Annotated in this window: 22 protein-coding genes and 1 tRNA gene; 5 read left to right on the forward strand and 18 right to left on the reverse strand. The window is 45.4% G+C overall.

Translation table 11 applies throughout. The features are described 5' to 3' along the window. Positions 1 to 40: 40 nt before the first annotated feature. The 3 genes from DW205_RS06845 to DW205_RS06855 are packed head-to-tail and all read left to right on the forward strand — an operon-like array spanning position 41 to position 3,043. Positions 41 to 1,240, forward strand: a complete 1,200-nt coding sequence (locus DW205_RS06845; RefSeq protein WP_005854538.1) for a pyridoxal phosphate-dependent aminotransferase — start codon at positions 41 to 43, stop codon at positions 1,238 to 1,240. Further along, the gene (locus tag DW205_RS06850) at positions 1,241 to 2,485 is read left to right on the forward strand and encodes an ABC transporter permease (protein WP_005864454.1); all 1,245 of its coding nucleotides are present in this window, start codon (positions 1,241 to 1,243) and stop codon (positions 2,483 to 2,485) included. Positions 2,486 to 2,527: 42 nt separating this feature from the next. Beyond that, the gene (locus DW205_RS06855) at positions 2,528 to 3,043 is read left to right on the forward strand and encodes a very short patch repair endonuclease (RefSeq protein WP_008778602.1); all 516 of its coding nucleotides are present in this window, start codon (positions 2,528 to 2,530) and stop codon (positions 3,041 to 3,043) included. On the opposite strand, the gene DW205_RS06860 is transcribed toward DW205_RS06855, so the two are convergent. The 11 genes from DW205_RS06860 to hisH form a co-directional block, all read right to left on the reverse strand. After that, the gene (locus tag DW205_RS06860) at positions 3,037 to 4,764 is read right to left on the reverse strand and encodes an ATP-binding protein (RefSeq protein ID WP_005864458.1); all 1,728 of its coding nucleotides are present in this window, start codon (positions 4,762 to 4,764) and stop codon (positions 3,037 to 3,039) included. The two genes, DW205_RS06855 and DW205_RS06860, sit on opposite strands and share 7 nt — an antisense overlap. Before the next feature lie 188 nt (positions 4,765 to 4,952). Beyond that, on the reverse strand, positions 4,953 to 5,933 hold the full coding sequence (locus DW205_RS06865) for an Ig-like domain-containing protein (protein ID WP_005864460.1): 981 nt from the start codon (positions 5,931 to 5,933) through the stop codon (positions 4,953 to 4,955). A 7-nt stretch (positions 5,934 to 5,940) separates the two neighbouring features. Continuing rightward, positions 5,941 to 6,756 carry a hypothetical protein gene (locus DW205_RS06870; RefSeq protein WP_005864462.1) on the reverse strand — a complete coding sequence of 272 codons (816 nt, stop codon included), beginning with the start codon at positions 6,754 to 6,756 and terminating at the stop codon, positions 5,941 to 5,943. 1,067 nt (positions 6,757 to 7,823) lie between these two features. Further along, a complete protein-coding gene (locus DW205_RS06875; RefSeq protein WP_005864468.1) occupies positions 7,824 to 8,984 on the reverse strand; it encodes a glycosyltransferase in 1,161 nt (386 codons plus the stop codon). Positions 8,985 to 9,118: 134 nt separating this feature from the next. Next, positions 9,119 to 10,279, reverse strand: a complete 1,161-nt coding sequence (gene lysA, locus DW205_RS06880; protein WP_005864472.1) for a diaminopimelate decarboxylase — start codon at positions 10,277 to 10,279, stop codon at positions 9,119 to 9,121. 62 nt (positions 10,280 to 10,341) lie between these two features. Next, on the reverse strand, positions 10,342 to 11,658 hold the full coding sequence (locus DW205_RS06885; RefSeq protein ID WP_005864474.1) for an aspartate kinase: 1,317 nt from the start codon (positions 11,656 to 11,658) through the stop codon (positions 10,342 to 10,344). Between the two features lie 66 nt (positions 11,659 to 11,724). After that, positions 11,725 to 12,402 (reverse strand): cell division ATP-binding protein FtsE, encoded by a 678-nt coding sequence (locus tag DW205_RS06890; protein WP_005854551.1) that lies wholly within the window; start codon positions 12,400 to 12,402, stop codon positions 11,725 to 11,727. 8 nt (positions 12,403 to 12,410) lie between these two features. After that, the gene (gene hisIE / locus DW205_RS06895; protein ID WP_005854554.1) at positions 12,411 to 13,007 is read right to left on the reverse strand and encodes a bifunctional phosphoribosyl-AMP cyclohydrolase/phosphoribosyl-ATP diphosphatase HisIE; all 597 of its coding nucleotides are present in this window, start codon (positions 13,005 to 13,007) and stop codon (positions 12,411 to 12,413) included. Between the two features lie 16 nt (positions 13,008 to 13,023). Next, a complete protein-coding gene (gene hisF, locus DW205_RS06900) occupies positions 13,024 to 13,779 on the reverse strand; it encodes an imidazole glycerol phosphate synthase subunit HisF (RefSeq protein WP_005854556.1) in 756 nt (251 codons plus the stop codon). Between the two features lie 16 nt (positions 13,780 to 13,795). Continuing rightward, complete coding sequence (gene hisA / locus DW205_RS06905; protein ID WP_005864476.1) at positions 13,796 to 14,515, reverse strand: 1-(5-phosphoribosyl)-5-[(5-phosphoribosylamino)methylideneamino]imidazole-4-carboxamide isomerase; 720 nt, start codon at positions 14,513 to 14,515, stop codon at positions 13,796 to 13,798. Further along, the gene (gene hisH / locus DW205_RS06910) at positions 14,512 to 15,102 is read right to left on the reverse strand and encodes an imidazole glycerol phosphate synthase subunit HisH (RefSeq protein WP_008780097.1); all 591 of its coding nucleotides are present in this window, start codon (positions 15,100 to 15,102) and stop codon (positions 14,512 to 14,514) included. Before hisH ends, hisA begins: the two co-directional genes overlap by 4 nt. 270 nt (positions 15,103 to 15,372) lie before the next feature. On the opposite strand from hisH, the gene DW205_RS06915 reads away from it, so the two are divergent. Then, positions 15,373 to 15,446 (forward strand) — tRNA-Asp (locus tag DW205_RS06915). An 810-nt stretch (positions 15,447 to 16,256) separates the two neighbouring features. Here the strand turns inward: DW205_RS06915 and DW205_RS06925 are convergent. The 6 genes from DW205_RS06925 to DW205_RS06950 all read right to left on the reverse strand — a co-directional run bounded on the left by DW205_RS06925 (position 16,257) and on the right by DW205_RS06950 (position 21,385). Continuing rightward, positions 16,257 to 16,664 carry a helix-turn-helix domain-containing protein gene (locus tag DW205_RS06925; protein WP_005854563.1) on the reverse strand — a complete coding sequence of 136 codons (408 nt, stop codon included), beginning with the start codon at positions 16,662 to 16,664 and terminating at the stop codon, positions 16,257 to 16,259. A 157-nt stretch (positions 16,665 to 16,821) separates the two neighbouring features. Further along, on the reverse strand, positions 16,822 to 17,655 hold the full coding sequence (locus DW205_RS06930) for a DNA-formamidopyrimidine glycosylase family protein (protein WP_005864622.1): 834 nt from the start codon (positions 17,653 to 17,655) through the stop codon (positions 16,822 to 16,824). A gap of 87 nt (positions 17,656 to 17,742) precedes the next feature. Further along, the gene (locus DW205_RS06935; RefSeq protein WP_005864624.1) at positions 17,743 to 18,732 is read right to left on the reverse strand and encodes a fimbrillin family protein; all 990 of its coding nucleotides are present in this window, start codon (positions 18,730 to 18,732) and stop codon (positions 17,743 to 17,745) included. A 43-nt stretch (positions 18,733 to 18,775) separates the two neighbouring features. Then, a complete protein-coding gene (locus DW205_RS06940) occupies positions 18,776 to 19,240 on the reverse strand; it encodes a nuclear transport factor 2 family protein (protein WP_005864625.1) in 465 nt (154 codons plus the stop codon). A gap of 83 nt (positions 19,241 to 19,323) precedes the next feature. Further along, a complete protein-coding gene (locus tag DW205_RS06945) occupies positions 19,324 to 20,202 on the reverse strand; it encodes a helix-turn-helix domain-containing protein (RefSeq protein ID WP_005864627.1) in 879 nt (292 codons plus the stop codon). Positions 20,203 to 20,215: 13 nt separating this feature from the next. Beyond that, positions 20,216 to 21,385 carry an esterase gene (locus DW205_RS06950; protein WP_005864629.1) on the reverse strand — a complete coding sequence of 390 codons (1,170 nt, stop codon included), beginning with the start codon at positions 21,383 to 21,385 and terminating at the stop codon, positions 20,216 to 20,218. Between the two features lie 347 nt (positions 21,386 to 21,732). On the opposite strand from DW205_RS06950, the gene DW205_RS06955 reads away from it, so the two are divergent. Further along, positions 21,733 to 23,115 (forward strand): OmpP1/FadL family transporter, encoded by a 1,383-nt coding sequence (locus DW205_RS06955; protein WP_005864631.1) that lies wholly within the window; start codon positions 21,733 to 21,735, stop codon positions 23,113 to 23,115. Positions 23,116 to 23,327: 212 nt separating this feature from the next. Here the strand turns inward: DW205_RS06955 and glgP are convergent, their stop codons facing one another. After that, positions 23,328 to 25,898: an alpha-glucan family phosphorylase gene (gene glgP / locus DW205_RS06960; RefSeq protein WP_005864633.1), complete on the reverse strand. Its 2,571-nt coding sequence runs from the start codon at positions 25,896 to 25,898 to the stop codon at positions 23,328 to 23,330. Positions 25,899 to 25,946: the final 48 nt, after the last annotated feature.

Raw genomic sequence — 25,946 nt, forward strand, 5'->3', positions numbered from 1 at the left:
CTATCTTTGCCACTCAAAAACGAATAAATATAGAATAATAATGCCCAACATCTCACAAAGAGGAGTCGAAATGCCCGCTTCCCCGATCCGGAAGCTGGCTCCATTGGCCGATGCTGCCAAACAGAGAGGAGTTCATGTGTATCACCTGAATATCGGTCAGCCCGACCTTCCCACTCCGCGAGCGGCACTCGACGCGATCCGTAATGTCGATCGTACGGTGTTGGAATATAGCCCTAGTCAGGGATATCGCAGTTATCGCGAGAAGTTGGTTGGATATTATAAAAAGTATGATATTAATCTTACGGCTGACGATATTATCATCACTACCGGTGGTTCGGAGGCTGTTTTGTTTGCCTTCTTGAGTTGCTTGAATCCGGGTGATGAGATTATCGTACCGGAACCTGCTTATGCTAATTATATGGCATTCGCTATCTCGGCAGGAGCCGTGATCCGGACAGTGACGACTACGATAGAGGAAGGATTTTCTCTTCCGAAAGTAGAGAAATTCGAGGAGTTGATCAATGAGCGTACCAAAGCGATCCTGATCTGTAACCCGAACAATCCTACGGGTTATTTGTATACGCGTCGTGAGATGAATCAAATCCGGGATATCGTAAAGAAATATGATCTTTATCTTTTCTCGGATGAGGTATACCGGGAGTTTATCTATACCGGTTCCCCGTATATCTCGGCTTGTCATCTGGAAGGTATCGAGCAGAACGTGGTATTGATCGATTCTGTCTCCAAACGCTATTCGGAATGCGGTATCCGTATCGGTGCGTTGATTACGAAAAATGCCGAAGTGCGTAGTGCCGTCATGAAGTTCTGCCAAGCTCGTTTAAGCCCGCCTTTGATCGGACAGATCGCGGCCGAGGCTTCTTTGGATGCTTCCGAGGAGTATGCCCGTGAAACTTATGACGAGTATGTGGAACGGCGTAAATGCTTGATCGATGGCTTAAACCGTATTCCCGGCGTTTATTCTCCCATACCGATGGGCGCTTTCTATACGGTGGCTAAACTTCCGGTGGATGATGCCGATAAGTTCTGCGCTTGGTGTCTGGAAGAGTTTGAATACGAGGGTCAGACGGTCATGATGGCACCGGCGTCGGGTTTTTACACGACACCGGGACTTGGTAAGAATGAGGTTCGTATGGCCTATGTCTTGAAAAAGGAAGATTTGGCGAAAGCTTTGACGGTGTTATCAAAGGCGCTGGAAGCTTATCCGGGAAGAATGTTATAAATGAATTTAGAGCTATTTATCGCCAAAAAGATACATTTCAGTAAGGAGGGGGATCGTGAGGTTACTCCTCCCGCTGTTCGTATTGCCATGATCGGGATCGCCTTGGGATTGGCGGTGATGATTCTTTCGGTGGCGATCGTGATAGGCTTTAAGAAAGAGGTCCGGAACAAGGTGATCGGTTTCGGCTCGCATATCCAGATCACGAATTTCGATAGTAATTCTTCCTATGAGTCGCAGCCGATAGCGGTTAGCGATACTTTATTGAATGCGCTCGATGCATTCCCGGGTATTCGCCATGTCGAGAAATTCGCAACGAAGCTCGGTATCTTGAAGACTGACCAAGATTTTCAAGGAATTGTCTTGAAAGGGGTGGACACGGATTATGACTGGACTTTCTTCAAGGATAATTTAAAAGAAGGCGAGATCTTTACGATCCAACCGGATAAGAACTCTACAGATGTTATTATTTCCAAGTATTTATCAGATCTGCTAGGACTAAAGGTAGGGGATTCTTTCCTGACTTATTTTGTGCAAGATGACGTGCGTGCCCGTAAGTTCACGATCACGGGGATTTATGAGACGGGTTTCCTTGATTATGACAAGATGTTCGTAATTGCTGATATTAAGCAGATACGTCGCTTGAACGGTTGGGATAAAGATCAAGTAAGCGGACTGGAGTTGCAAGTGGATGACTATGATCGTTTGGACCAAGTGGCCGAGGATGTTTATTTCGATCTGACGGAACGGCAAGACCGAAATGGCAATACGTTCTACGCCCGCTCGATCAAGGAGTTGAACCCGATGATTTTTAATTGGCTGGATGTGCTGGACATCAATGTGGTGGTTATCTTGGCGCTGATGCTTTCCGTCGCAGGGTTTACCATGATCTCCGGATTATTGATCATAATCTTAGAGCGTACCAATATGATCGGAATCCTAAAAGCCTTGGGACAAAATAATAACAGTATTCGCAAGATCTTCTTGTATGTCTCTTTCTTCTTGATCGGCAAAGGAATGTTGTGGGGGAATATCATCGGTATCTCTCTTTGTTTGCTTCAATCTCATTTCCACATTATCCAATTAGATCCTTCTATTTATTATTTGGATGCCGTGCCTATCGATCTGAGCGTATTTTCACTGTTCCTTTTGAATATAGGGACATTGGCTGCCTCCATGTTGATGATGTTAGGACCTTCCTATTTGATTACGAAGATTGATCCGGCCAAGAGTATCCGTTTTGAATAAAAGCCGTATCTTTGGCATACGTTCTAGTTTTGCCGGATTGATATGACAGATCTTATCTCTAAAGAAAAGCGTAGCTATATCATGTCTATGATTAAGGGTAAGAATACAAAGCCCGAGATTATAGTCCGTAAATACCTGTTCCATTGTGGCTTTCGCTTTCGTGTGAATGTAAAGCGCCTTCCCGGTACCCCTGATATCGTATTGCGTAAATATAAGACCGCTATCTTCGTGAACGGCTGTTTCTGGCATGGGCACGAGGGTTGCCCTGAATTTCGTCCTCCCCGTACCCGGGTAGAGTGGTGGACCGAGAAACTAAACCGGAATAAAGCCCGGGATGCCCGTGTACGTGAGGAATTACGAGCGATGGGCTGGAATACGATGGTGATTTGGGAATGCCAGCTTAAACCCAAAGAACGGCAAGCTACTTTAGAAAATGTCGTCCGTTTATTGGAAAAGACGTATTTGGAATCTACTTACCAAGCAAAGTTTACCCCGGCCTACTCTCTTTTAGCGGAAGAAGAACTCCCCAAAGTGGCGGAAGAGGAAGAACCCTATTGAACTTCCTCCATTCGTTTCAGCTCGGATCCGCGGATTTGCATCACGATGCAGTGCAACTTCGTGTCGTGTATCAACTGCCGTACTTTGGGGGCTGCGGCATATTTCTTTATCTGTTCCACGGCCTCTTTCCATTGAGTCTCAGCTTTCTCTTCCGTGTCCTTGGAAGAAAGATATTTCAATTCAAGGATATAGCTATGCTTCACCTCATACCGGAGCAGGTCTGGCATAAGGAACAGATCACAATAACCGTGGTTCAACTCTACTTCCGGTGCGGTTAGGTAATAGGCGTTCACGCTTAGGTAGGCGGTGAAGAAGCCTTGTATGTTTCGCTCGCCCTCGATAGCGCTGCGTACGGACGAGTTCTCCTTATAAGCATTGGCTATAAATTCGAGGCTTTCGCGCCAATGGCCATCGTAAGCCATATCATAGAACATCAGGCCTAGGTCGTTCAAGTTGATATGACGCTTATCTTGATATTCCTCTAGCAAAAATTCGTAGTACTGCTTGCGCACGTTATTGTTAGGGATGCTTAGCACCAGATAATTCCCCCGTTTGGCGGTGATAGTCAGCATGCCGTAATAAAAGAGCAAGCTGGGGAAGATTTCCGGGTTAGCGATCTGGGTCGCGGGGAAGGTGGTTATCAAGTTCGTGACAATCTGCCCTTCCTCCGTGATCTTACGCAATACACCCTTGCGATTCCCGTCTAGCTTGTCCAGTTGGATGAGTCTTTTCATCTTATTATAGTCCGTGCGGGTATTGGGGTCGATCATCTCTTTGGGTGATTTGCCCAGCGTCATGTAATTGCGTAGATAGTAAAGCACCATGTCGCAGTTGAATATCTTTGGATCATGGCCTAAGCTCTCTTCCGCGAAACAATAATTGTCGTACCACGGTTTCATCTCTTGAATCATCGCATCTATGTCCGCGTCTGCAGGGAGTTTACCAACTTCCTTGTAATAGTTGAACATCGTGCGTACGTCCGTCTCGCTGAATCCCAGCATCATGTTGAATCTGTGGTCGGTACTGATATTCCAGCCGATATTGAATCCGCTCGTTAAGTCGTCCAACGTTACGGGACTGACTCCGGTCATGAAGATACGTTCGAACATCCCCTTGAACTTCTTGAAGATCTCTCGGTAGAAGCCGCTGGCATGGGTCAAGGCATGATAGATCTCGTTTCCTTGCTCGTTGAGGACAACATTGGTGAAGTTATCATATTCATCGATGATGAGATAGAGCTTGGCGCCGTATTCGGCTGAATGGAAATTTAGGTAGTTTAGTTTACTCACAAAGTCGGGCTGTGCTTCCATTTTCTTTGCGTAACCGGGAAAGTAATAAGGTTCGTATACTTTTCCGAATACATCCATCGCCATGCTACAATAACGATCGAAGTTCTCGGCCAATGAACCATTTCCTCCGCTGGCACGGGAGAAATCGAGGTAGAGTACTTGATATTGTCCTTGCATAGGTGTCGGGTGGCTACCTATCCACAGATTACCGAAGCGTTTATCGAACTTCTCTTTCTGCGCGATATCATAGTAGGCCCGTAGCATACTCAAGAAGATGCTCTTTCCAAAACGGCGCGGACGAATAAAGAAAAGATTACTAGGTTGCTCTTCCAGTAGGGGCAGATACATCGTCTTATCTACGTAATACTGGTTTTGTTCCACTACTTCCACGAAGTTGGAAATGCCATAGGGGATTCTTTTTACATCTTCCATAATCGCTCTTGCTTTTTAGTTCATATCTACGAGAATGAGTCAAAGGTAATTTTTTCTTTGTGAAGAAACAACGGAAATAAGAAGAATGTTGGAGTACTACTTACTTGCTTGATAAAGTTATCTCCAAGGGCACTTGAAGTATATCTTCTATAAGGAAGTAAGTAGTACTCTGTGAAAAGGGGGCTTTTTTATTCTTTAACTATGCTTACGGCTTGACCGGAAAGTCGTACCCAATAGATGCCTGCTTGATAGCCGCTCATCGAGATCGTGTTTTCTCCTGCTTGGGCTTGGAATGACTGAACGATCCGGCCCTTTGCGTCGATGAGATAGACGGTTTGGGGAGCCGGGAGATTGAGATAGAACCGGTCTTTTACGACTCTGGGATAGACAATCCGCTCCTCGCTTACCTCTTCGATGGATGTGGGAATCTCATTGACCGTCACTTCGCAGGTTGCCGATAGATCCCCCTCGTTGGTCGTGGCCGTGATCGTGGCGTTGCCCGGCGACAAGGCTTGTACGAGACCTGTGGAATTCACACTGGCTATGGCCGGGGCAGAGGTAGACCAACGGACGGAGGTGTCATCCGCATTGGCGGGTTTTACCGTGGCTACCAATTGTAGCGATTCCCCACGTTCCATCGTGGCGGAAGAGAGGTTGAGCGTTATATCGGTAACAGGGATAGGCTCCGGTGTAGGCTGGGGTTCGGAGCGGGTGACGGTCACCGTACATTCGTCCGCATAGTTACCCGAGGCGGTAATGGCGGTCAGTATCGTCTCTCCGGCTTGTAGCGCTTTAACCTCGCCCGATTCATCGACGCTCGCTATATTCTTGTCCGAGGAATGCCATACGAGGGTTCGGTTGGCGTTCGCTTCCGCATCGAATGTTACGGATAATCGTTCGCTTTGCCCGATCTCCAGCGAGAGCGTTTTCTTGTTCAAGCGGATGCCTCGTATCTCTTCCGCTTCGGAAAGGGAAGAGGCGATCTCCGTGTTTCCATATAATAGACTACCTCCGGAAGCCGTGCCATCAAGAGGCTGCCCGGCAGTGCCTTGCCAGACGTTCTCGCCGTTCTCTCCCGCTACGCAGGAGAATGCGCCGGGTTCCCATGCTTGCTGGGCGAAGAGCAAGGTGGGGGAGAAGAGTAAGGATATGAATAGGAGCTTCCTCATGAGATTGTTAATTTTGAGGTTGATATAATTCGTTGTATTGGATAAAGAAAGGATAGGAGGCTACTACGTCTTTGTTTTTGTCTTTGATCACCAATGTCAGTGGATGTTTTTCCGGATAGGGGAAATAATCAAAGTTAAAAGAATAGCATCTTCCATAACTTGTGGATTTCGAGCTATATTCTGTATCTATGGTTGCTCCTTCTATCTCGGCGGTCAATTGTTGATCTATTCCATTTTGGTAGATTATTGTAAAATTTAGCTCTGCGTCGGTATATATTTGTCCGGATGTATTCCCCACATAGCCTTTAACAGTACCTCCACTAAGTATTGTAAATAACGTGATATTATCATTTCCATCGCCGGCACATGTCAGGATAAAATCATTCTTTATGCGATCTCCATTGTTTGTCACACTCCCCGCCTTCTCCGCATACAACGCATACGGCACCGATACCATTTGCGTATTCGATACCTCGGTATATTTCGTCTCTACCTTTTGCTTCATGCCAAGGCGAAGGAAATAGGGTGCCTTGCTCCAATCGATCTCGGCGAATGCGCCCGCTTGCGCATTGCCTCCACCAATCAACAGGTTGATCGTTCCCGTCTTGGTGGTGGTTAGTTCGTGGGTTTCTGTGTAGACCGCCGTGCCTTGGTTGCTGCCCTGCAAGATTTCCACTTGCACGGAGATGGGTTTCTCGGACAGGACTTTGCCCGTCAAGTCTCTCGCTACGGCTTGGTAGCTGATGAGTTGGGGCACTTGCGCTTGCGTGAGGCTGATGGCGAGCAGCCATGCGCACAACATAAGGATCTTTTTTGTATTCATCTGATTTATATTTAAAAGTTAATAAATAGTTCTTTCATAAACCAGCATATACAAAAAAAGCGCGGGATTCGTCTGTCACTTATCCCACACCTCAGGCCTTCGCATTGCCCATCGTAAAAGGATAAGCAACGTTGAAGCCCACGCCGATATGTATGTAACAAACTTCCGTGTACCCATAAAAGGCACACGAAAGGGTACGATACACTCCCGCAGGCATCTATCGTTGCCTTATCTTCTTTTACGATCCAAAGTTGCGAAGTTTGAGATGTAGAAGACAAGACGCTAATAAACGCCTTTTCAATATATGTCTGTTCCTGCCCGTTTGATCGGCGTGGGAACAACGCAAAGATACTGGATTATTTGGATATAAGATGCGGGAAATGATAGATTTTATGTGGCAAAGATGATCGTGTGGATGAAGCGTCAACGAACGAAGTGTTCTTTCTTTTTATGGATTGCTGACTATTTGCTTCTTTGAGGGCTGGTATCGTGACTAGATCTTTTTGAAACGGGCACGAAATAACGGGTGAGGCAAGGGGATAAGCGGTCGTTTTTACTCGAAAACGGCTGTTTTAAGCAATGAAAGCTGCTGTTTTGGGGTTTGAAACCATGCCGTTGGGCATTGTAAACCTGTAAGCATTGGATCATAAACCTGCTTGAATGGGCATCGTAACCTGCTTACTTCCCCATTTAGAGCCGGTAGAATAGCCTGAAGGAGCTTGATTCGGGTGCTTTAGCAACTGTTTTTACGCTAGAATGAAAGGGCGTTTCTTGATATATCATTAATGATGAGCGTGTTAAATGTATTTTAACGTGAATTTGGAAGCAGTCTGTACCTTTGCCCGGAAAAAACGATTCTCCGGGAGTTTAGGTTACAATTTGTCAAAAGGAAAGCAAGAGGATATTAGGAGCGGGAAGGGATAAAAAACGTCTCGGTAAGTGGGCTAAAAACAACTTAGTAAGCAGACCGGCATCAGCTTAGTAAGCAGACTACCCCTCTGCTTACTAAGTAGACACCCCCTTTGTTTAGTAAGTAGAGGTCGCTCTACTTACTAAGTTGATGTCGGTCAGCTTAGGGAGAACGTGTAATCCTTTTTGCTTTTGAAAAGCCGGTAAATACGGATATATCCATTGAACAGGGGTTGAATAAACTCCAACAGGAATAACCAACCGATAGTAGGGCTTTGTTGAAGCATTCGAGCCGATTTGCCGAAAACGATTGCCTTGATTATAAAACGTGTCAAATATAATAATACGGCGATCAAGGAGATTAGCCAATTGCCCTGTAATCCGATCACTACCGTAGCGATAACCGATGCTTGGAAAAGGTAGAAACAAGTGGATTCGAGATGATAGAATGTCAAGGCGCTTCCTTTGTAATACCGTTGAGTGGCAGCACGGGAAACCTTCATCTCTTTCCAGATTCCAAAACGTTCGATTTGATCCATTTCCGTTAGGCTGTCCGGGGTATAAATTACTTTCGTATTCTCCTTGGTCGAGGCTTCGTTGATGAATAAGTCATCGTCTCCCGCATGCAAGTTCAAGGATTGGTAGTAACCTTTATGCTTGAAGAATAACTCTTTCCGATAAGATAAATTTCGTCCGTTTCCGGTATATGGGTGATGGGAGAGGGCGGAAGATAGATAGCGTAAACCCGTCAATAAGTTATCATAGGCGATCAACTTATGAAAGAATCCCTTGTAGTTGCTGTATTTGCAGTAGCCCAAGACAATACTGGTCTCGGGTGTGTATCCACCAACCATGGCGGATAACCATTGATCGCTGAGCGGTTGGCAATTCGCCTCCGTGAATAGAAGAATATCGTATTTGGCCGCTTTCACACCTAAGGTAAACGCCAGTTTACGGCGGCTTAGGTAGCGAGCGTCCGAGGGGACGTAAGTATGATACAAATGTTTATACTCATTTTGAAAGAACTTTAGCGTATCATCGGTATCGTCTCTCGAGCCATCGTTGATAACGACTACCTGATATTCAGGGTAATCTTGTGTAAGTAACGCAGGAAGGTGTTTCTTGAGGTTCTCAGAATCATTTTTAGCGTATATGATGATGGATACGGGGAGTTTATTACCTTCCTCTAAGGTATCATCCGTTCGTTTTGACGCACGTAAAGGGCGGGCATAAGCGATCAGATAATAAAGAGATAAGATAATGAACCCTATTAAGGAGATTCCCAATAGGAAAAGCTCTGTATTATTGAGTAGAAACATAATAATGTGCCAATGTGATTAATATGCCAATGTGCCAATATCATTAATGAGCCAATATGATTAATACGCCAATGTGCCAATAAGCTACTCAAGGTATTTACATTGGCATATTGGCACATTGATCAATTGGCTCATTATTTTATCGTATCGGAATAATAGGCTTTCGGTAAATGACGGCAGTTGTATTGGGAGGCCATGACCTCGCCATAAGCGCCGGCGGAACGAAGGGCGATCAAGTCGCCACGATGAGCCTTATTCAACTCTACATCCTTACCGAATACATCCGATGACTCACAGATCGGGCCCACTACATCGTAAGTCTCTACTGCCTCATCGCTGCTGATGTTCTCGATACGGTGATAAGCGTCGTACATCGCCGGGCGGATCAATTCCGTGAAACCTGCGTCAAGGATAGCGAATTTCTTCGTCTCTCCTTCCTTGACATATAATACCTTAGAGATTAATGTTCCGCATTGAGCGACGATCGAACGTCCCGGCTCAAAATGTACCTGTTGACCCGGACGTACTTGAAGCAGTTTATGAATGGCTGCGAAATAGTTATCGAAAGCCGGGATCGATAAATGATTCGGGTGATAATAATCGATACCTAATCCACCTCCGAAGTTCAGGTTCTCCACCGTAACCCCGTGAGCTTCCAGTTCTTCCTGTATCTCGTTGAAACGAATTACCAAATTGCGGAAGCTAGACATATCCGTGATCTGTGAACCGATATGGCTATGGATACCGATCAACTTCACATTCTTCATCTCCTTTAATTTATCCAGTACGCCTCCTAATTGGCTAAGGTTGATACCGAATTTATTTTCCTTCATACCCGTCGTGATCTTGGCATGTGTATGGGCATCCACTTCCGGGTTGATACGAAGGGCGATAGAGGCTACTTTATTCTTGGTGGCCGCCAGCTCATTGATAATTTCCAGCTCAACGGCGGATTCCACGTTAAAGCAGAAAATATCATTGTCCAGTCCTAGGTTGATCTCCCAATCCGCTTTGCCGACACCGGCAAAGACAATCTTATCGGCAGGAAAACCGGCATCTAAAGCTGCCTGTACCTCGCCGCCACTTACGCAGTCTGCGCCAAGGCCGTTTGCCGCTATGATGGAAAGGATACGGGGATTGGCATTCGCTTTCACGGCATAATGCACGTGGTAACCATATTTTCCGGATTCGGTTTTTACTACGTCTAATGTGTCTTGCAATAGCTTGACATCATAATAATAAAAAGGCGTAGAAAGCTGCTTAAACTTTTCTACAGGAAATGTTCCTTTGAGCATATTATACGAAATTATATAAAGATAAATAAGGGCAGTCTGTAAAAGGCCGCCCTCGTTTGTTTTTATTTGTTGTTAAATAAATGATCGCTTAGAGCTTGCAGCGCTCTCTGCTTGTCCGAGGCCTTGATCAGCAAGGAGACGTTGTAGTTGCTTCCTCCGTAGGAGATCATGCGAACCGGGACATCCTTCATGGCCTGTACGATACGAGCCTCGAAGCCGATGTTATCCCATTCTAGGTCGCCAACCACGCAAACGATAACCATATCCTCGTCTACGGTCACGGTTCCGTACTTCTTCAAATCGTCAACGATCTCTTCCAGATGCTTGCGGTTATCGATCGTAACGGAGACACCCACTTCGGAAGTCGTAACCATATCGATCGGAGTCTGGTAGTTCTCGAAAGTCTCGAATACCTTACGCAAGAAACCTGTTGCTAGCAACATACGTCCGCTCTTGATCTTGATAGAGGTAATATTGTCTTTGGCGGCAACCGCCTTGATCTTACCTTTCTCGATCGCGTTAGAGATCAATGTACCCGGAGCGTCCGGCTGCATCGTATTTAACAAACGAACCGGGATGTTGTTCAATTTAGCCGGCAATATACAAGTCGGGTGAAGGATCTTGGCTCCGAAATAAGCTAATTCGGCAGCCTCCTCGAAATGCAATTGACGGACTGGAGACGTTCCCTGTACGATACGAGGGTCGTTATTGTGCATACCGTCGATGTCTGTCCAGATCTGGATCTCTTCCGCACCGATAGCCGCGCCGATTAAGGATGCGCTATAGTCGCTACCACCCCGTTGTAGGTTATCGATCTCGCCGTAAGCGTTGCGGCAGATATAACCTTGTGTGATGTATAGATCAGCATCCTTATTATCAGCAAGTAATTTCACCAATTTCTCTTTGATATAGACAGGGTCCGGTTCCGCGTTCTTATCCGTACGCATATAATCCAAAGCCGGGATCAATACGGATTTCACGCCGCATTCGTTCAAATAAAGATTCATCATACCCGTAGAGATCAACTCTCCTTGTGCCAAGACAACCTTTTCCTCGAACAAGGTAAACAGATCCTTCGTGAGCGTACGGATATATTCGAAATGAGATTTTATCAGTTCTTTGGCCTTCTGTTTATATTCCTCGGTGCTGTATAGTTCCTCAACATGGCCCATATATTTCATGGCAAGCTTGTTGATGATCTCATTCGCTCCGTCTGGGTTCTTTTTGTACAGGTAGTCGGAAATCTCGACTAACGAGTTGGTTGTACCCGACATGGCTGACAATACAACGATCTTACGGTCTCCCGTGATCAGTTTCGCTACATCTTTCATTCTCTGTGCAGATCCCACAGAAGTACCGCCAAACTTTAAAACTTTCATCTTCTTTTGTTCTATATTAAATTGTTTTCTTTTTCAATCGAATGCGACCGCAAAGTTACAAAAAAATTATTCTCTGACATCACTTAGACAGGCATTCTCGCATTTTACTATGCGGGCAGGATAATTATGCACGATCGTATAGTTATGAGTGGTCATAATCACCGCCGTTCCCTGCTGGCAGATGTCGTGTAAGAGTTGTACGATTTGTCCGCTCGTCTCCGGGTCCAAGTTGCCGGTCGGCTCATCCGCCAGTATCAACTTGGGGTTGTTCAGAAGGGCACGGGCAATAACGATACGTTGTTGTTCCCCGCCGGATAGCTCATGCGGCATTTTATAGCCTTTGTCTTGCATGCCTACCTGACGGAGCACATTGTCTATCCGTTCCTTGATCTCGCTTTTCTTTTTCCATCCGGTGGCTTTCAGCACGAATTCCAGATTCTTGGAGACGGAACGGTCGGTCAACAATTGGAAATCTTGGAAGACGATACCTAGTTTCCTACGCAAATAAGGGATATCCTTCCGCTTCATCTTGGTGAGGTTGTAATCCATGATACGTGCCTCGCCTCGCAAGATCGGTATCTCGCAATACAAGGACTTGAGCAGGCTGCTTTTACCGGAGCCTACCTTCCCGATCACATATACGAACTCTCCGTTACGAAGCGTGAGGCATGCGTCGTGTAATACCCTGTTTTCCTCACGGCATATCTCCACGTTCTCTAATTTGAGTAGAATATCTTCTTCCATAGAATTTATCAACCTTTATGTCTTTTCTTTAATTCACGGGCGAGGTCTTCCAGACGAAGTCCCTTGCTTGTCAATAATACGATTAAGTGGTAAACCAAGTCGGATGCCTCATAGATGAAGCCGTCTTCGGTTCCGTTGGTCGCCTCGATAACGGTCTCTACCGCTTCTTCGCCGACTTTCTGGGCCATGCGATTCACGCCTTTCTGGAATAAGGTAGTCGTATAGGAACCTTCCGGCATTTCTTGACGGCGACGCTCGATGAAGTTCTGCAAGTATTTCAAGAACATGATATCCTCTACGTTCTTCTCGCCGAAACAAGTATCCGCTCCCGTATGACAAACCGGTCCGGCTGGAATCGCCTTGATCAATAATGTATCGTTGTCGCAATCCGCCGTGATGCTAACCACCTGCAACGTATTTCCGCTACTCTCTCCCTTCATCCACAAACGGTTTTTCGTGCGGCTAAAGAATGTAACCTTACCCGTACTTACTGTCTCATCATAAGCTTCTTGATTCATGAAGCCCAACATTAATACCTTACTAGTGTTGTTGTCTTGTACGATAGCGGGTATTAATCCGCCCATTTTCTCGAAATCTAATTTCATCTTTATATATAATGTGTTATATCCTTACATTGATCCCCTCGTCCTTGAGGTATTGCTTCAAGTCGCCTATCCGTATCTCGCCGAAATGGAAAACGCTGGCCGCTAAAGCCGCGTCCGCTTTCCCATTGGAAAACGTATCCCGGAAATGTTCCATCTTTCCCGCTCCACCGGAGGCGATAACCGGGATATGCAACGTATCGGCCAAGGTAGCCAGAGCGTCGTTCGCGTATCCGTCTTTTACGCCATCGTGCGTCATACTGGTGAAAAGGATCTCGCCGGCGCCACGGCTTTCCGCTTCCGAGGCCCATTGAAACAAATACTTATCCGTCGGGACACGCCCTCCGTTTAGATAGCATAGCCAGTCATTGTTCTCAAAATTAGCGTCGATAGCGACTACGCATACCTGACTGCCAAAGTTCTTGGCGATCTCCTCGATTAATGCCGGGTTACGTAAAGCCGCCGAGTTGATCGAGACCTTATCGGCGCCAGCGCTAAGCAAACGATCCACGTCCTTCAATTCGTTGATACCTCCACCCACGGTAAAAGGGATGCTGATATGGGCCGCCACTTGTTTTACCAACTCGGTGAAAGTCTTTCGCCCCTCGTGTGAGGCGGTAATATCCAAGTACACTAATTCGTCGGCCCCTTCACGGCTGTACTGGGCGCCCAACTCCACGGGGTCTCCAGCGTCGCGAAAGTTCACGAAGTTGATGCCTTTTACGGTCTTTCCATCCTTTATATCCAGACAGGGAACAATTCTCTTGGCTAGCATATATCTATTTATTATTTCAAGTAAAACGAAGTAAATCTTTCAACTGGATCTTCCCTTCATAAATGGCCTTGCCGAAAATGACGGCGGGAATCCCAGCCTCAGATAATTTCTCAATATCCTCGATCGAGCTTACGCCACCGCTCGCTATGATATAAAGGAAGGGGATCTCGTCCCGTATCTCTTTATATAAATCGATAGCCGGGCCTTGCAGCATACCATCCCGTGCGATATCCGTGCAGATCACCTTGGTAATCCCCTTGTCGTAATATCCTTTGATAAAAGGAATCAACTCTTGGCTGGTCGTTTCCTCCCAACCGCTGATGGCGATCTTCTTTTCCTTGGCATCGGCCCCTAATATGATTTTCTCGCTACCGAACTTACTGATCCAAGAGGTGAACATTTCCGGGTTCTTCACGGCGATACTACCCCCGGTTACCATCTGGGCGCCGCTTTCGAAGGCGATCTCCAGATCATCCTCTTGTTTCAAGCCCCCTCCGAAATCAATGATCAAGGAAGTCCGGGTCGCTATCCGCTCAAGGATACGGTAGTTGATGATGCGTCCCTCACGGGCTCCATCCAAATCTACCACATGCAAACGCCGGATGCCGTTACCCTCGAACATCTTGGCCACCTCCAGAGGATCTTCGTTGTAAATCTTCTTGGTCGCGTAATCTCCTTGCGTCAACCGGACGCATTTGCCATCTATTATATCTATAGCGGGAATAAGCTCAATCATATCTTTAAAAAGTTTTTCAATATAACCTCTCCTACCGATCCACTTTTTTCCGGATGGAACTGTGTTGCGTAGAAGTTGTCCTTATGTAAAGCGGCGCTGAACGGAAGGATGTAATCGGTCGTAGCCGCCGTATATTCATTTACAGGTACATAATAACTATGTACGAAGTAAACAAATTTGTTCTCCAATCGCTCATTGAATAGGCCGCTTTTAACGTTTGTCAAGGTATTCCAACCCATGTGAGGAACCTTGTCCTCATGCTTTTGCGGAATGAAACGTTTTACTTCCGTAGGGAAGATCCCCAAGCAATCCGCGTTTCCCTCCTCTGAACGCATGCACATCAATTGCATGCCGAGGCATATCCCGAGTACCGGTTGCTTTAGGTTCAAGATCACCTGATCCAATTTATGCTCCCTTAAATACTCCATGGTCGTGAAAGCTTCACCTACTCCGGGAAAGATAACCTTATCCGCTTTATTTAATAATTCCGGATCAGCCGTGATGATCGGGGTAACGCCCAACCGCTTCAAAGCGTAATCTACTGAGTAGATGTTTCCGGCATTATATTTAATAATGGCAACGTCCATTGTTGTTAAGCATTTATATTGAGTCGCAAAAGTAACAAATTATCATTACATAATTATGAATGGCGATTGAAAAGTTCCAAAATGAAATGTATTTGTGATAAACTGGTGTGATCGGGAAGGGGATAGGGGCGGCATAATTATGTAGCTTCTGAGGTCTCTCCAGATATTTTTGCTATCAAATATGATATTTTTTTGCGTCAGCTATTGCAGGTTTAAAAATAATACTTACCTTTGCACCGCAATCGAGAGAGATAGCGATAAAAGAAAAGAGGTTCGGTAGTTCAGCTGGTTAGAATACATGCCTGTCACGCATGGGGTCGCGGGTTCGAGTCCCGTCCGGACCGCTTTCAAAGAAAGAAAAATAAAGTAAAGCTCTGTAATTTAAAGATTACAGGGCTTTTTCTTTTTCCTCACTTATCAAGAATGACGGCTCACCTGCAAAACTCTATGTTTGTAAAATACTCGCAAAAGCAGGGGGCGGCAATCTGTTTTGCGGTTGGCTTCAATGATGTTGTAAGCGAAAATGCGATAACCTTGACGTTTTGTTTGAAAATCAGGGATTATGATGACAGGGCCTTTTTGCGAATAGAAGAAATAGGGAGTGCTTTATGGTCAAATTATCCATTTTACCCTGTTTTTTTGCATGAATATCTCTGTTGGGAGACGAAAGTAATGGGATTAGGTAACGCGAAAGCCAGTGTTAGGCAACGCTACCGTATGTGTTTGGCGATATATACGGTAGAAATTGGGTACGCAACCTATAGAAATGGGCGACGCATCCGTATGAAAAGCGCCTTTCTCCTGCATAAATATGAGATAGGATGAATTAATCTCGCTAGAATGAAAGGGTATATTTAAGCAAAGTGTTATAATACAATTGATTGCTGATATTTTTTCTCGTATTTGGTAACAGCATGTACCTTTGCCCGGAAAAAACGATTCTCTGGGGTTTCAGATTACATATTGTCATATTGTCAATTTGAGCGTATTACTTATCTTTTGAGCCCCTACCGTTGTAGAGACATATGCTATATATCCTACTATCCTGATAGAATCTTAAAGTTTCCATTTCGAGGGGATGAGACGCAGCACGCTACGTCTCTACAACAAGGCGACAAATTATATATATTAGCTGCGATTTGCTGGGACAAATCTTACATCTTGTCCTTTACTATTTCCTTCAGTAATTCGATTACGCTGTCTTTCTCTTTTAGCATTCGCTCATATAAGGCGTTTTTCTCGTTGTATAGTTCGATAACTTTATCGATCGGATTGAATGTCGGATTATTAAATATTGAACCTGCTTTATCATATAAGGTGCTAGAGACAATATTAATAGACGCAGCGTTATCAAGTTCCGTAATGGCTTCCACCGGAATGTTCAAGGCTACGGCGATCTTATCCAAGATCTCCTGTTCCAGCGTCTCTTTTTTCTCATAGCCAGAGAGGGTAGCCTGCGATACTCCTATTTCTTCCGCAAGAACGTCTTGGTTTACATTACGCCATTCTCTCCACCGGCGTATATTAGCCCCATGATTGCATTTCTTCGCTGTCGTTTGCATTGCTTAATTAGTATATAATATTCAATTAGACAAAAGTATGAATTTAATTTGGGTGATGCTTGTTTGATAGAGTAATATTTTATCTGTTGGAGATAAATATATTATATGTATCATTGCGATAGGACGTATTCCGATCCCTGCTTATGCGGATCTATTATTAATTTACCGCACTAGGCTGGCAATGCGGGCAATAATAAATGCTGCCTCCGAGGTAAGCCTCTTTCTGTATCCGTTCGCCACAGACGGGGCAAGGGTCATGGTAGGTGTTCTTCGATAGGATCGTGCGGTAATTGCCTAAGGCGCCGTATAGATCCTTCTCTGTATCCCGGCCTCCTCGGCGAGTCATCTCTTCCAGCGTGGATTTCACGGTGTTGAAGAGGCGGTCTATATCCTCTTCTGATAAAGTCGATATTTTTCGTTTCGGGGAGATCCGGGCATTGAACAAGATATCTTGGCAAACTCCGTTGCCTAGGCCCGGAATACGTTGCTCGGTGGCGAGCAGCGCCTTTGCGGATATATCTTTCTTGAGATTCCGGATGAGACTGATAAAATAGGCTTTATCGAATCTCTCGTCCAACGGACATAGCTTATGGATGCTACCTTGGTAATAGGGATTGTCAAACTCGCCTTTGAAAGCGTAGATGGAACCATACATCGAAACCGTGAAAGCTAGGAACGAGTCGTCCTCGAATACGATCATAAGCTGATATTTCTTCGGGGCCTTTTCCGCGGAGGTATAATAACGCATATTGGTTCCGTCTCCGATCAAGAGGTGGGTATCCGCATCCATAAGGATGTCCACGAATGCGCCATAGCCTTGGGCGCCTAGGACCGTTCGTCCTACCAGCCTATTGGAGTATTCCGCCGGATCGCCATTATAGAACGTGAAACGGTGAGGACTGTTCGACTCGATAACATGCGCTATCCGTTTACCCTTTAGCGTTTCGCTAGCCTGTTTGCCAATGGTGGCGGATTCGGGAATCTCAATCATATTCGTATTGTTTTTAGAGGTGACAGGGTAAATATAGGCATATTTTCCGTACCAATATTCATTGATACGGAAAATAGGAACCGGGCTTTAATTCTGGGTCGGATAAAGGGGCTTTCCTGTCTCGTCCACATCTGTCCAGTCTTTTACGTTGACACTGGCCAAAGTGACCGAATTACCGTTGATTACCGCTTTAAATAAATAAGAGTTTCCCGCTTTCAACTCGCCATCCGGAAGAGGGATCTGGGTGGTATAGGTGCGGGTACTGTTTTCATTGTCGGCGGATATTTCCAGCGTGAGAGTCATGGGAGCCGTATGTCTTATCGGCAACATGATATATTGGGCGGTTAATCCGTTTATCCCCATCTTATCCGCTTTTCCGAAGGCGGTAGCAGGAGTGATGACACCTGTGCCCAGATCCATGGTAGCCCCAACCACGGGAGGAGTGATCATGGCGGAGACCAGTTGGTTGATCGTGATACCTTCACCGCCGGTTAATTCTACTACGACTTGGGTAGCCACATGCCCATAAACAATCGGTATATTGATTTGGGAGCTATTAACATCCTGTTGTATGGCGCTCCACCAAAGATAATCGATACCGTTGAAGAGGGGTTCGGATACGCCACTCGTGAATGTCGGGGGGATCGTGGAGAAATTGTCGGATACGGCGTAGAAATTATAAGTGCCATTGGAGAGAAACATTTTATATCCGTCACTTCCTGTTAACACCCCGGGAGATGAGGTTATGTAAAGACCTGACGCCTCGGGGCTTCCCTTGGTTCCTGCGCTGCTGTCGAAGACATAAACCCTGCTTTGTATCCCTTTATTCATGGGAGACATGGAACGTAATAGGTTCCGGCCCTCCACGGAGGCGTTGAAGGTCACCAACGTGCTGTTTCCCGGGTCCTCGTTTCCCGAAGAGCCGTTCGGGGTTGTTCCATCCTCAAAAATAATCGTGTTCTTGTTGCATCCGGCGAGGAGTAACAGGAACATCGTGCTAAATGTAAGCGCATTTGCCGCTTTCAGTAAATTCCGTATCATATAATTTGTGTTTAGTGAATAGTCTATATAATACATTTTACGAACCGTTTTGGTTCAGAAAGCGGCAAATGTTTTAACTTTAATCTAGCGGTTTCACGTAAGACCAGTGGGTTTGTATGATCTTCCATTGGTTGTCGGGGTTGCGTCTGTAAACCTCGGTGCAGTTCCATTTTATTACCTTGTCGGATAAGTAGCTATCAAGGTTGAAGGTGAGTACCGCTATGTTTTGCGCGACTTGTACGACCGGGCGGATCATGTCGAAATGATCTGCCGGAGGAAGTTGCATACCTTTATAATAAGTGCGCAGTTGTTCCAATCCCTCTATTTTCGTCTCTAGGGAAGGATCGAAGTAAATCACGTCGGTGTCTGAAAGCTCTACGAATGCCATCGGGTCGGTCGAGGCTAGAGCCTCTTTTTCAAGGGAGATGATCATCTCCGGGATGTTCTCGTTTAATGTTTTGTTCTCCATATTCTTTTGTTGTGCGTTAGCGGATAACGTGCTTCCTAATATGAGAGCCGCTATCCATGATTTGTATTGTCTCATGATGCTTTATTTATTGATAGAGGCAAAATTAGACATACCGAATGGAGTTCGTATAATACGTATAAAGGAGGAAATAGTACTTTTTACGGTTTTGTATTCCTGCGATAGTTTAGCGGGGTCATGTTTGTTTGGGAACGAAATAGACGGATGAAATAGGATGGATCCTCGTAACCTAGAGCTTCCGTTATGGCGGATATAGGCAAGTCTGTATAAGTCAATAGCCGTTTGCTCTCGATTAGTATTTTGTTTAGGATGTATTGTTTAGCGTTGATGCCCGTAGCGTTTTTCACGATCTCATTCAGGTAGTTCGGGGTGATGCAAAGCCGATCGGCATAGCTCCGGATGGAATGATCTTGCTTGAAGGAATGGTTTACTAACTCGATAAATCGGTCTACATAGATGCTTTTAGATCGGGCGTTTGTGTCTGGAGGTAAAGCGTTCGAGTTAGAATATAGCCTGTTGAGCAACATTAATGTCTCGTACAACAAGGCCCGGAGCAAGTGTTTGTCTTTCGACTGATAGTCCTTGATCTCTTTATCGATCTCCGAGATCAACTCGGAGATGCGGGCATAGGCTTTCTTGTCGAGACTGAGCTTGGAAGACCGTCTTTCCGTATGGAAATAAGAGAGGTTCCGGAGAAATGCCGGATCATTGAAAAAAGAGAGCAGGAACTCTTCCTCAAAGATAAGAGCGAATCCGTCTTGTATCGTTTTATCGTCCCATTTGCGTATTTCGCCGGGCCGGGTAAAGATGATATCTTGAGGCTTTACCCGGTTCGCTTGATGATCGATAAGGAATTCTCCCTCCCCGCTAGTGATCAATGTTATATCGTAATACGTCAATATATGTACGGGTTGTTCCTTGAGATACTTCTTGATCGTGTTCAAGGGAACGACGTCGATAAGTAGCTCATCGCCGTATTTGTGTTTATAGAAGTCGTATTGCGGTATATTATGATTCATCTGCTCATGTCTTTTATTTGAAAAGCATAGGAGCGAATTGGAGGAGATAAGCCCGCCAATTGGCCCAGATATGCCCTCGGGTGGATTCTACGTACTGGTATTTCATACCTAGGCTATCCATTCGCTGGCGGAATTGCTGGTTCGCGTCGTACAGGAAATCGTCCTTTCCGATACCGATCCAGAACAATTGATAACCGGATCTCTTGAGGTTTCCTAACTTCTCGTCGAGGTTCGTGTACATCGGGCTATTGGGGTCTACACCATTTGCGCTGAGCCCAGCGGAGAAAAGTCCTATATAGTTAAAATAGTCCGGATAATTCAATGATATATATAATGTATGGAAACCACCCATCGAAAGTCCGGCTATGGCTCGGTGTCGCTTATCCGGGATCGTACGGTAACGGTTATCGATGAAATGAATGATCTCGGTGAAACTCTTCTCGTACGAGCCATCCTTATAACCGGGGAAGCTGTTGCTCATGGCTGGTTTGTAATTCAGGTTATCGGATGTTTCGCCGGGAGCGGCCTGTTTACTGGGATTGCCGTTTGGCATAACGACAAGCATTGGCTGTATCTTGCCTTCGGCAATCAAGTTATCCATGATACGGGCGGTACGGCCAAGCTCCAGCCAAGCGTTCTCGTCGCCGCCACTGCCGTGTAACAGGTACAGAACGGGATAAGACTGGATGTTCTTATCGTAAAAAGGAGGTGTATAAACGCTAAGCCTACGTTCGCTCCCGAGGATATCCGAGTGATACCACGTGGTCGTTACATCGCCATGGGGCACGTCACGTACTTGATAATAATCCCCATTTCCCCCGTTGATATAGAACAGGCTGAACAAGGTGCCTACGTCACGGCAAGAGAATGGGTTGTTTGGGGCGATGTTGTAAATACCATCTATGTTTAAACGATAGGTGTACATTTCGGATGGCAGTGGGGGAGTCGTATAGCTCCATGTACCGTTTTTCCCTTTCGTCATCTGGCCATTGCCCTCGTTGGCTTCCCAGTCTCCTTTTACGGAGACGGACTTCGCTTTTGGGGCTTCTACATAGAAAGTAACGCAATTGTCTGAGTTGATCACGAGAGGTTCTACCTTATCGGTCTTGAATCCTACGTTCTGTTGGGCGAAAGCCATGGATAGAGGCAGTAAGAGAGCCGCGAGTAATGCTAGTCTTTTCATTTTATCTATACGGTTTAAAGAATTAAGTTATAGAGACAAATATACGATTTATTTCGGAAAAATAGAAGTTATACTTACTTGGCACTTGTAGTATATCTTTTTTGGTAAAGTAAGTATATCTTCTTTAGTACTTGCTGTATATATCCTTTTCTGATTAGGATGATTCTTTTTGATTATAACTAATACCTGATTTCACGTTACTACCTTTGCGGCTCTTCTATTGTTAATTAGTCTTATGTGTTTGCACAGTATTTGCTGTTTTGTGCGGCACATTTTTATTAAAAGTGTGCAGTGTTTGAAAAAAGTATTTATCTTTGCGACCGTTTTGTAATCAAGAAAAGTAAAACATGAAGAAAAAAGTAGTATTAGGTGCGGCATTGATGATGATGCCTTTGGTTTCTTTCGCTGGAGGATATTTGACGAATACGAATCAGCATGCAGCCTTTTTAAGGTCACTTTCGCGAGGTGCTGCAATTGATATAGACGGCGCTTTGTCAAACCCGGCGGGTCTTTCTTTTTTGCCGACAGACGGTTTCCGCGTTGGTGTGAGTATCCAAAGTGCTTTCCAGACCCGGGATATCGATGCCTCTTTCAGTACATACAATGGTTTCGACCCAGTGAATAAGGTGCCGACAGTGAGCGACGTTCCCTATAAAAAGTATTACAAAGGAAAGGCAGCCGCTCCCGTGATTCCGAGTGTTTTTGCGGCTTACAAAAAAGGTGATTGGACGATCTCCGGTTTCTTTGCCATTACGGGTGGAGGTGGTAAGGCTTCGTTTGACGATGGCCTGCCAATGTTCGAATCGGCTGCTATGGCCGGTATCTTCAAGGAAAGTGTAGCGAAATATATAAAGACTGGCGGTCAAAGTCCCATCGTCACGCCGGATATGTATACTATTAACAGTGCGATGGACGGAAAACAGTATATTTATTCCCTACAACTTGGCCTATCATACAAGATCACGGATTGGCTTTCTGCCTTTGCCGGTGGCCGGATGAACTATTTCTCAGGAAACTATGACGGGTATCTGGATGCAAAATTAAAACAGAATTTTGGTGGAGCGGATTTAATGAACCTGGCTTTGGATTGCGATCAGACAGGTTGGGGGTTGACACCGGTTTTGGGTGTTGATGTCAAATATGGTAAATTCAATTTCGGAGCTAAATATGAGTTTAAGACGAACTTGAACATCGAAAACAATACCAAGAAGTTGGATTATCCCGACAGTGCGGAAGATTTGGTTGGCCCTTATAAGCATGGTGTAAATACGCCGAACGATATTCCTTCCATGCTTTCGGTGGCAGCTTCTTATCGGTTTTTACCCATGTTGAAGGCTTCTGTTGAGTATCACTTCTTCGATGATAAGAAGGCGGGAATGGCCGGTGGAAAGCAGAAGGAACTGGAAAGAGGTACGAATGAGTATCTGTTTGGTATAGAGTGGGATGTTGTCAAGAGATTGACCATTAGCGGTGGCGCTCAAATTACAGATTATGGTTTGTCTGATAATTTCCAAAGTGATGTTAGTTTCTCCTGCGATTCTTATTCGCTGGGCTTTGGTGCTAAAGTGATGTTGAGCGAAAAAATGGCTTTGAACGTGGGATATATGTGGACAACTTACCACGATTATACCAAGAAGATGGACAACTACTGCGGCACGGGACTTCCTGGGCAGAATGTGTATAGCCGCACCAACAAGGTGTTCGGATTAAGTTTGGACTACGCTTTCTAAGCTTGAAAATATTCGTATCCTATTGAAAAAGGAAGCTGCTGTCGTGCGGCTTCCTTTTTTTGATTCATGGGTATTCACGGACTATATGAACCTATGCTTTACGGCTCATAACCATAGGTTTTTGTCGCTGTAAAGCATAGCTGGGTATGGCATAAAAAAAGAGGGTGCATGACGCACCCTCTTTCTTGATTATTTGTTTTACTTGTTGCCGATTATAACTGAATCCAACGTACATAAGCGAAGTCCATACGGTGAGGCAACTCCTTGTTTACAGGATATACACGGAAGCCCATCTTATGGTTACCAGCCTCGGAAGGAGTGGTCGTTAACTTGAAGAATAACTTGGAGCCTTCTTCCTTCATCAACTCGAACTGAGCGGTATTGATTGGTGACAGCGTGTGTTTCTCCGGATCTTCCTTCATGACAACCATTTCAGCACCTAACATACCTTGTAGTTCATGACGGTCGATTACCAAATTGAAGTTGTATTCTTTTCCTACAACCGGGCCGTTCACCGTCAAATCTTGGTCGCAAGTGAAAGATTCCACTTGGAAGCTATCCCAATGTTGCGCAACTTCCTCTTTCCAAGCAGCTAATTGCTTAGCGATCTCGTAGTTGTTAGCGGAAATATGAGCGGAACGAGTAGCCAATTTGTGATAGAAACGATCCTCATAATCGTCCAACATACGTTTCATCGTATAATCCGGAGCGATCTTGGCGATAGAGTTCTTGATATATTGGATCCAGTCCGGAGAGTAACCCTTGCTGTTCTTAGCGTAGTAAGTCGGGATGATCTCAGTTTCCAAGCAATGGTAGATCGTAGCCGCATCCAATTGGTCTTGGTATTGCTGGTTCTCATAAGTACGCTTGTCGGTCAATGCCCAACCTGCGCCTTCTACGTAACCCTCATACCACCAACCGTCAAGAACGGAGAAGTTCAATACACCGTTCATCTCGGCTTTCTCACCGGAAGTACCGGAAGCCTCTAACGGACGAGTCGGCGTGTTCAACCATACGTCTACACCGGAGATCAAACGACGGGCCAAACGCATATCGTAGTTCTCCAAGAAGATGATCTTTCCTAAGAACTCCGGACGGCGAGAGATCTCTACGATGTGTTTGATCAAACCTTGACCACCACCATCAGCCGGGTGAGCCTTACCGGTGAATACGAACTGAATCGGGAACTTCTCATTGTTAACGATCTTGGCCAAACGGTCTAAGTCCGTGAACAACAAGTGCGCACGCTTATAAGTAGCGAAACGACGACCGAAACCAATCAATAGGGCATTCGGATTGATCTTCTCAAGGATGGAAACTACCTTAGAAGGATCACCTTGGTTCTTCAACCAGCTATCTTTATATTGAACACGGATGTAATCAATCAATTTATTCTTCAAGGTCATACGGAGATTCCAGATTTCCTCGTCGGATACATTCTGGATTCCTTCCCAACATTTGCGATTTGATTGATCCTCGAAAAGCTTCGTGCCTAATTTATCCGCATAGAATTTCTTCATCTCCGTAGCGGCCCAAGTCGGCATGTGTACACCGTTCGTTACATAACCAACGTGCAGTTCATCCGGGAAGTAACCTTTCCAAACCGGGGCGAACATACGCTGAGAAACCTTACCGTGCAACCAGCTTACGCCGTTAGCCTCTTGGCAAGTGTTCAAGGCGAATACGCTCATGGAGAATTTCTCGTTAGAGCCCGGGTTCTCACGTCCCATATCGATGAAGTCTTGCCAGCTAATACCTAACTTGCCGGGGAACTCACCCATGTAACGTCCGAACAAACCCTCGTCAAAGTAATCGTGACCTGCCGGAACCGGAGTGTGTACCGTATAGAGGGCGGAAGCACGAACTACCTCCAACGCTTGGTTGAATGAAAGGCCGTCGTTTTGGATATAGTCTACCAAACGCTGAGCGTTGATCAAAGCGGCGTGTCCCTCGTTGCAGTGATAAATCTGTTTCTTGATACCTAACTTGTTCAGCATCATGATACCACCGATACCCAACAAATACTCTTGTTTCATACGGTTCTCCCAGTCGCCACCATATAATTGGTGCGTGATGGAACGATCCCATTCGCTGTTCTGAGGTATATCCGTATCCATTAAGTACAAAGGTACACGACCTACGCTAACTTTCCAGATATGAGCGTAAACGGTTCTGCCCGGATAAGGAACTTCCAATACCATTGGCTCTCCGTTCGACTGCAATACCTGAGTCAACGGCAGGGCATTGAAATTTTGCGGCTCGTAATTGGCGATCTGCTGACCGTCCATGGACAAAGTCTGTGTGAAATATCCGTAACGATACAAGAAACCTACGGCACATAAATCGATATTGCTATCGCTGGCCTCTTTCAAGTAGTCACCGGCTAATACTCCCAGACCACCTGAGTAAATCTTTAATACATTGGTCAAACCGTACTCCATGCTGAAGTAGGCTACAGACGGTTGTGTCTTGTCGGGTTTTACATTGATATAAGCTTTGAAATCAGCGTATACCTTTTGGATTTCAGCCATTAACTCCTTATCTGCTAAGATCTCTTCCATACGTTTGTGTGAAAGGCTTTGCAATAGCTGTACAGGGTTACCTTCTGTGGATTTCCAAAGTTGTTTGTCGATCTTGCCAAATAGTTTAGCGCCTTCATGATTCCATACCCACCAAAGATTCGTAGCGATCTCATTAAGTGGTTCCAACTGTTGTGGAAGCTTGGAATGTGAGTAGACGTCCTTCCAAATAGGACTGTTTGCGTTATTCGCCTTAATTTTCATTATCGTGAAGTTTAAAGTGTTTGTCTAAAAACGAGTGCAAAGATAGCA

Source organism: Parabacteroides sp. AM17-47, from assembly GCF_003434625.1.
In the GTDB taxonomy this organism is placed as follows: domain Bacteria; phylum Bacteroidota; class Bacteroidia; order Bacteroidales; family Tannerellaceae; genus Parabacteroides; species Parabacteroides distasonis.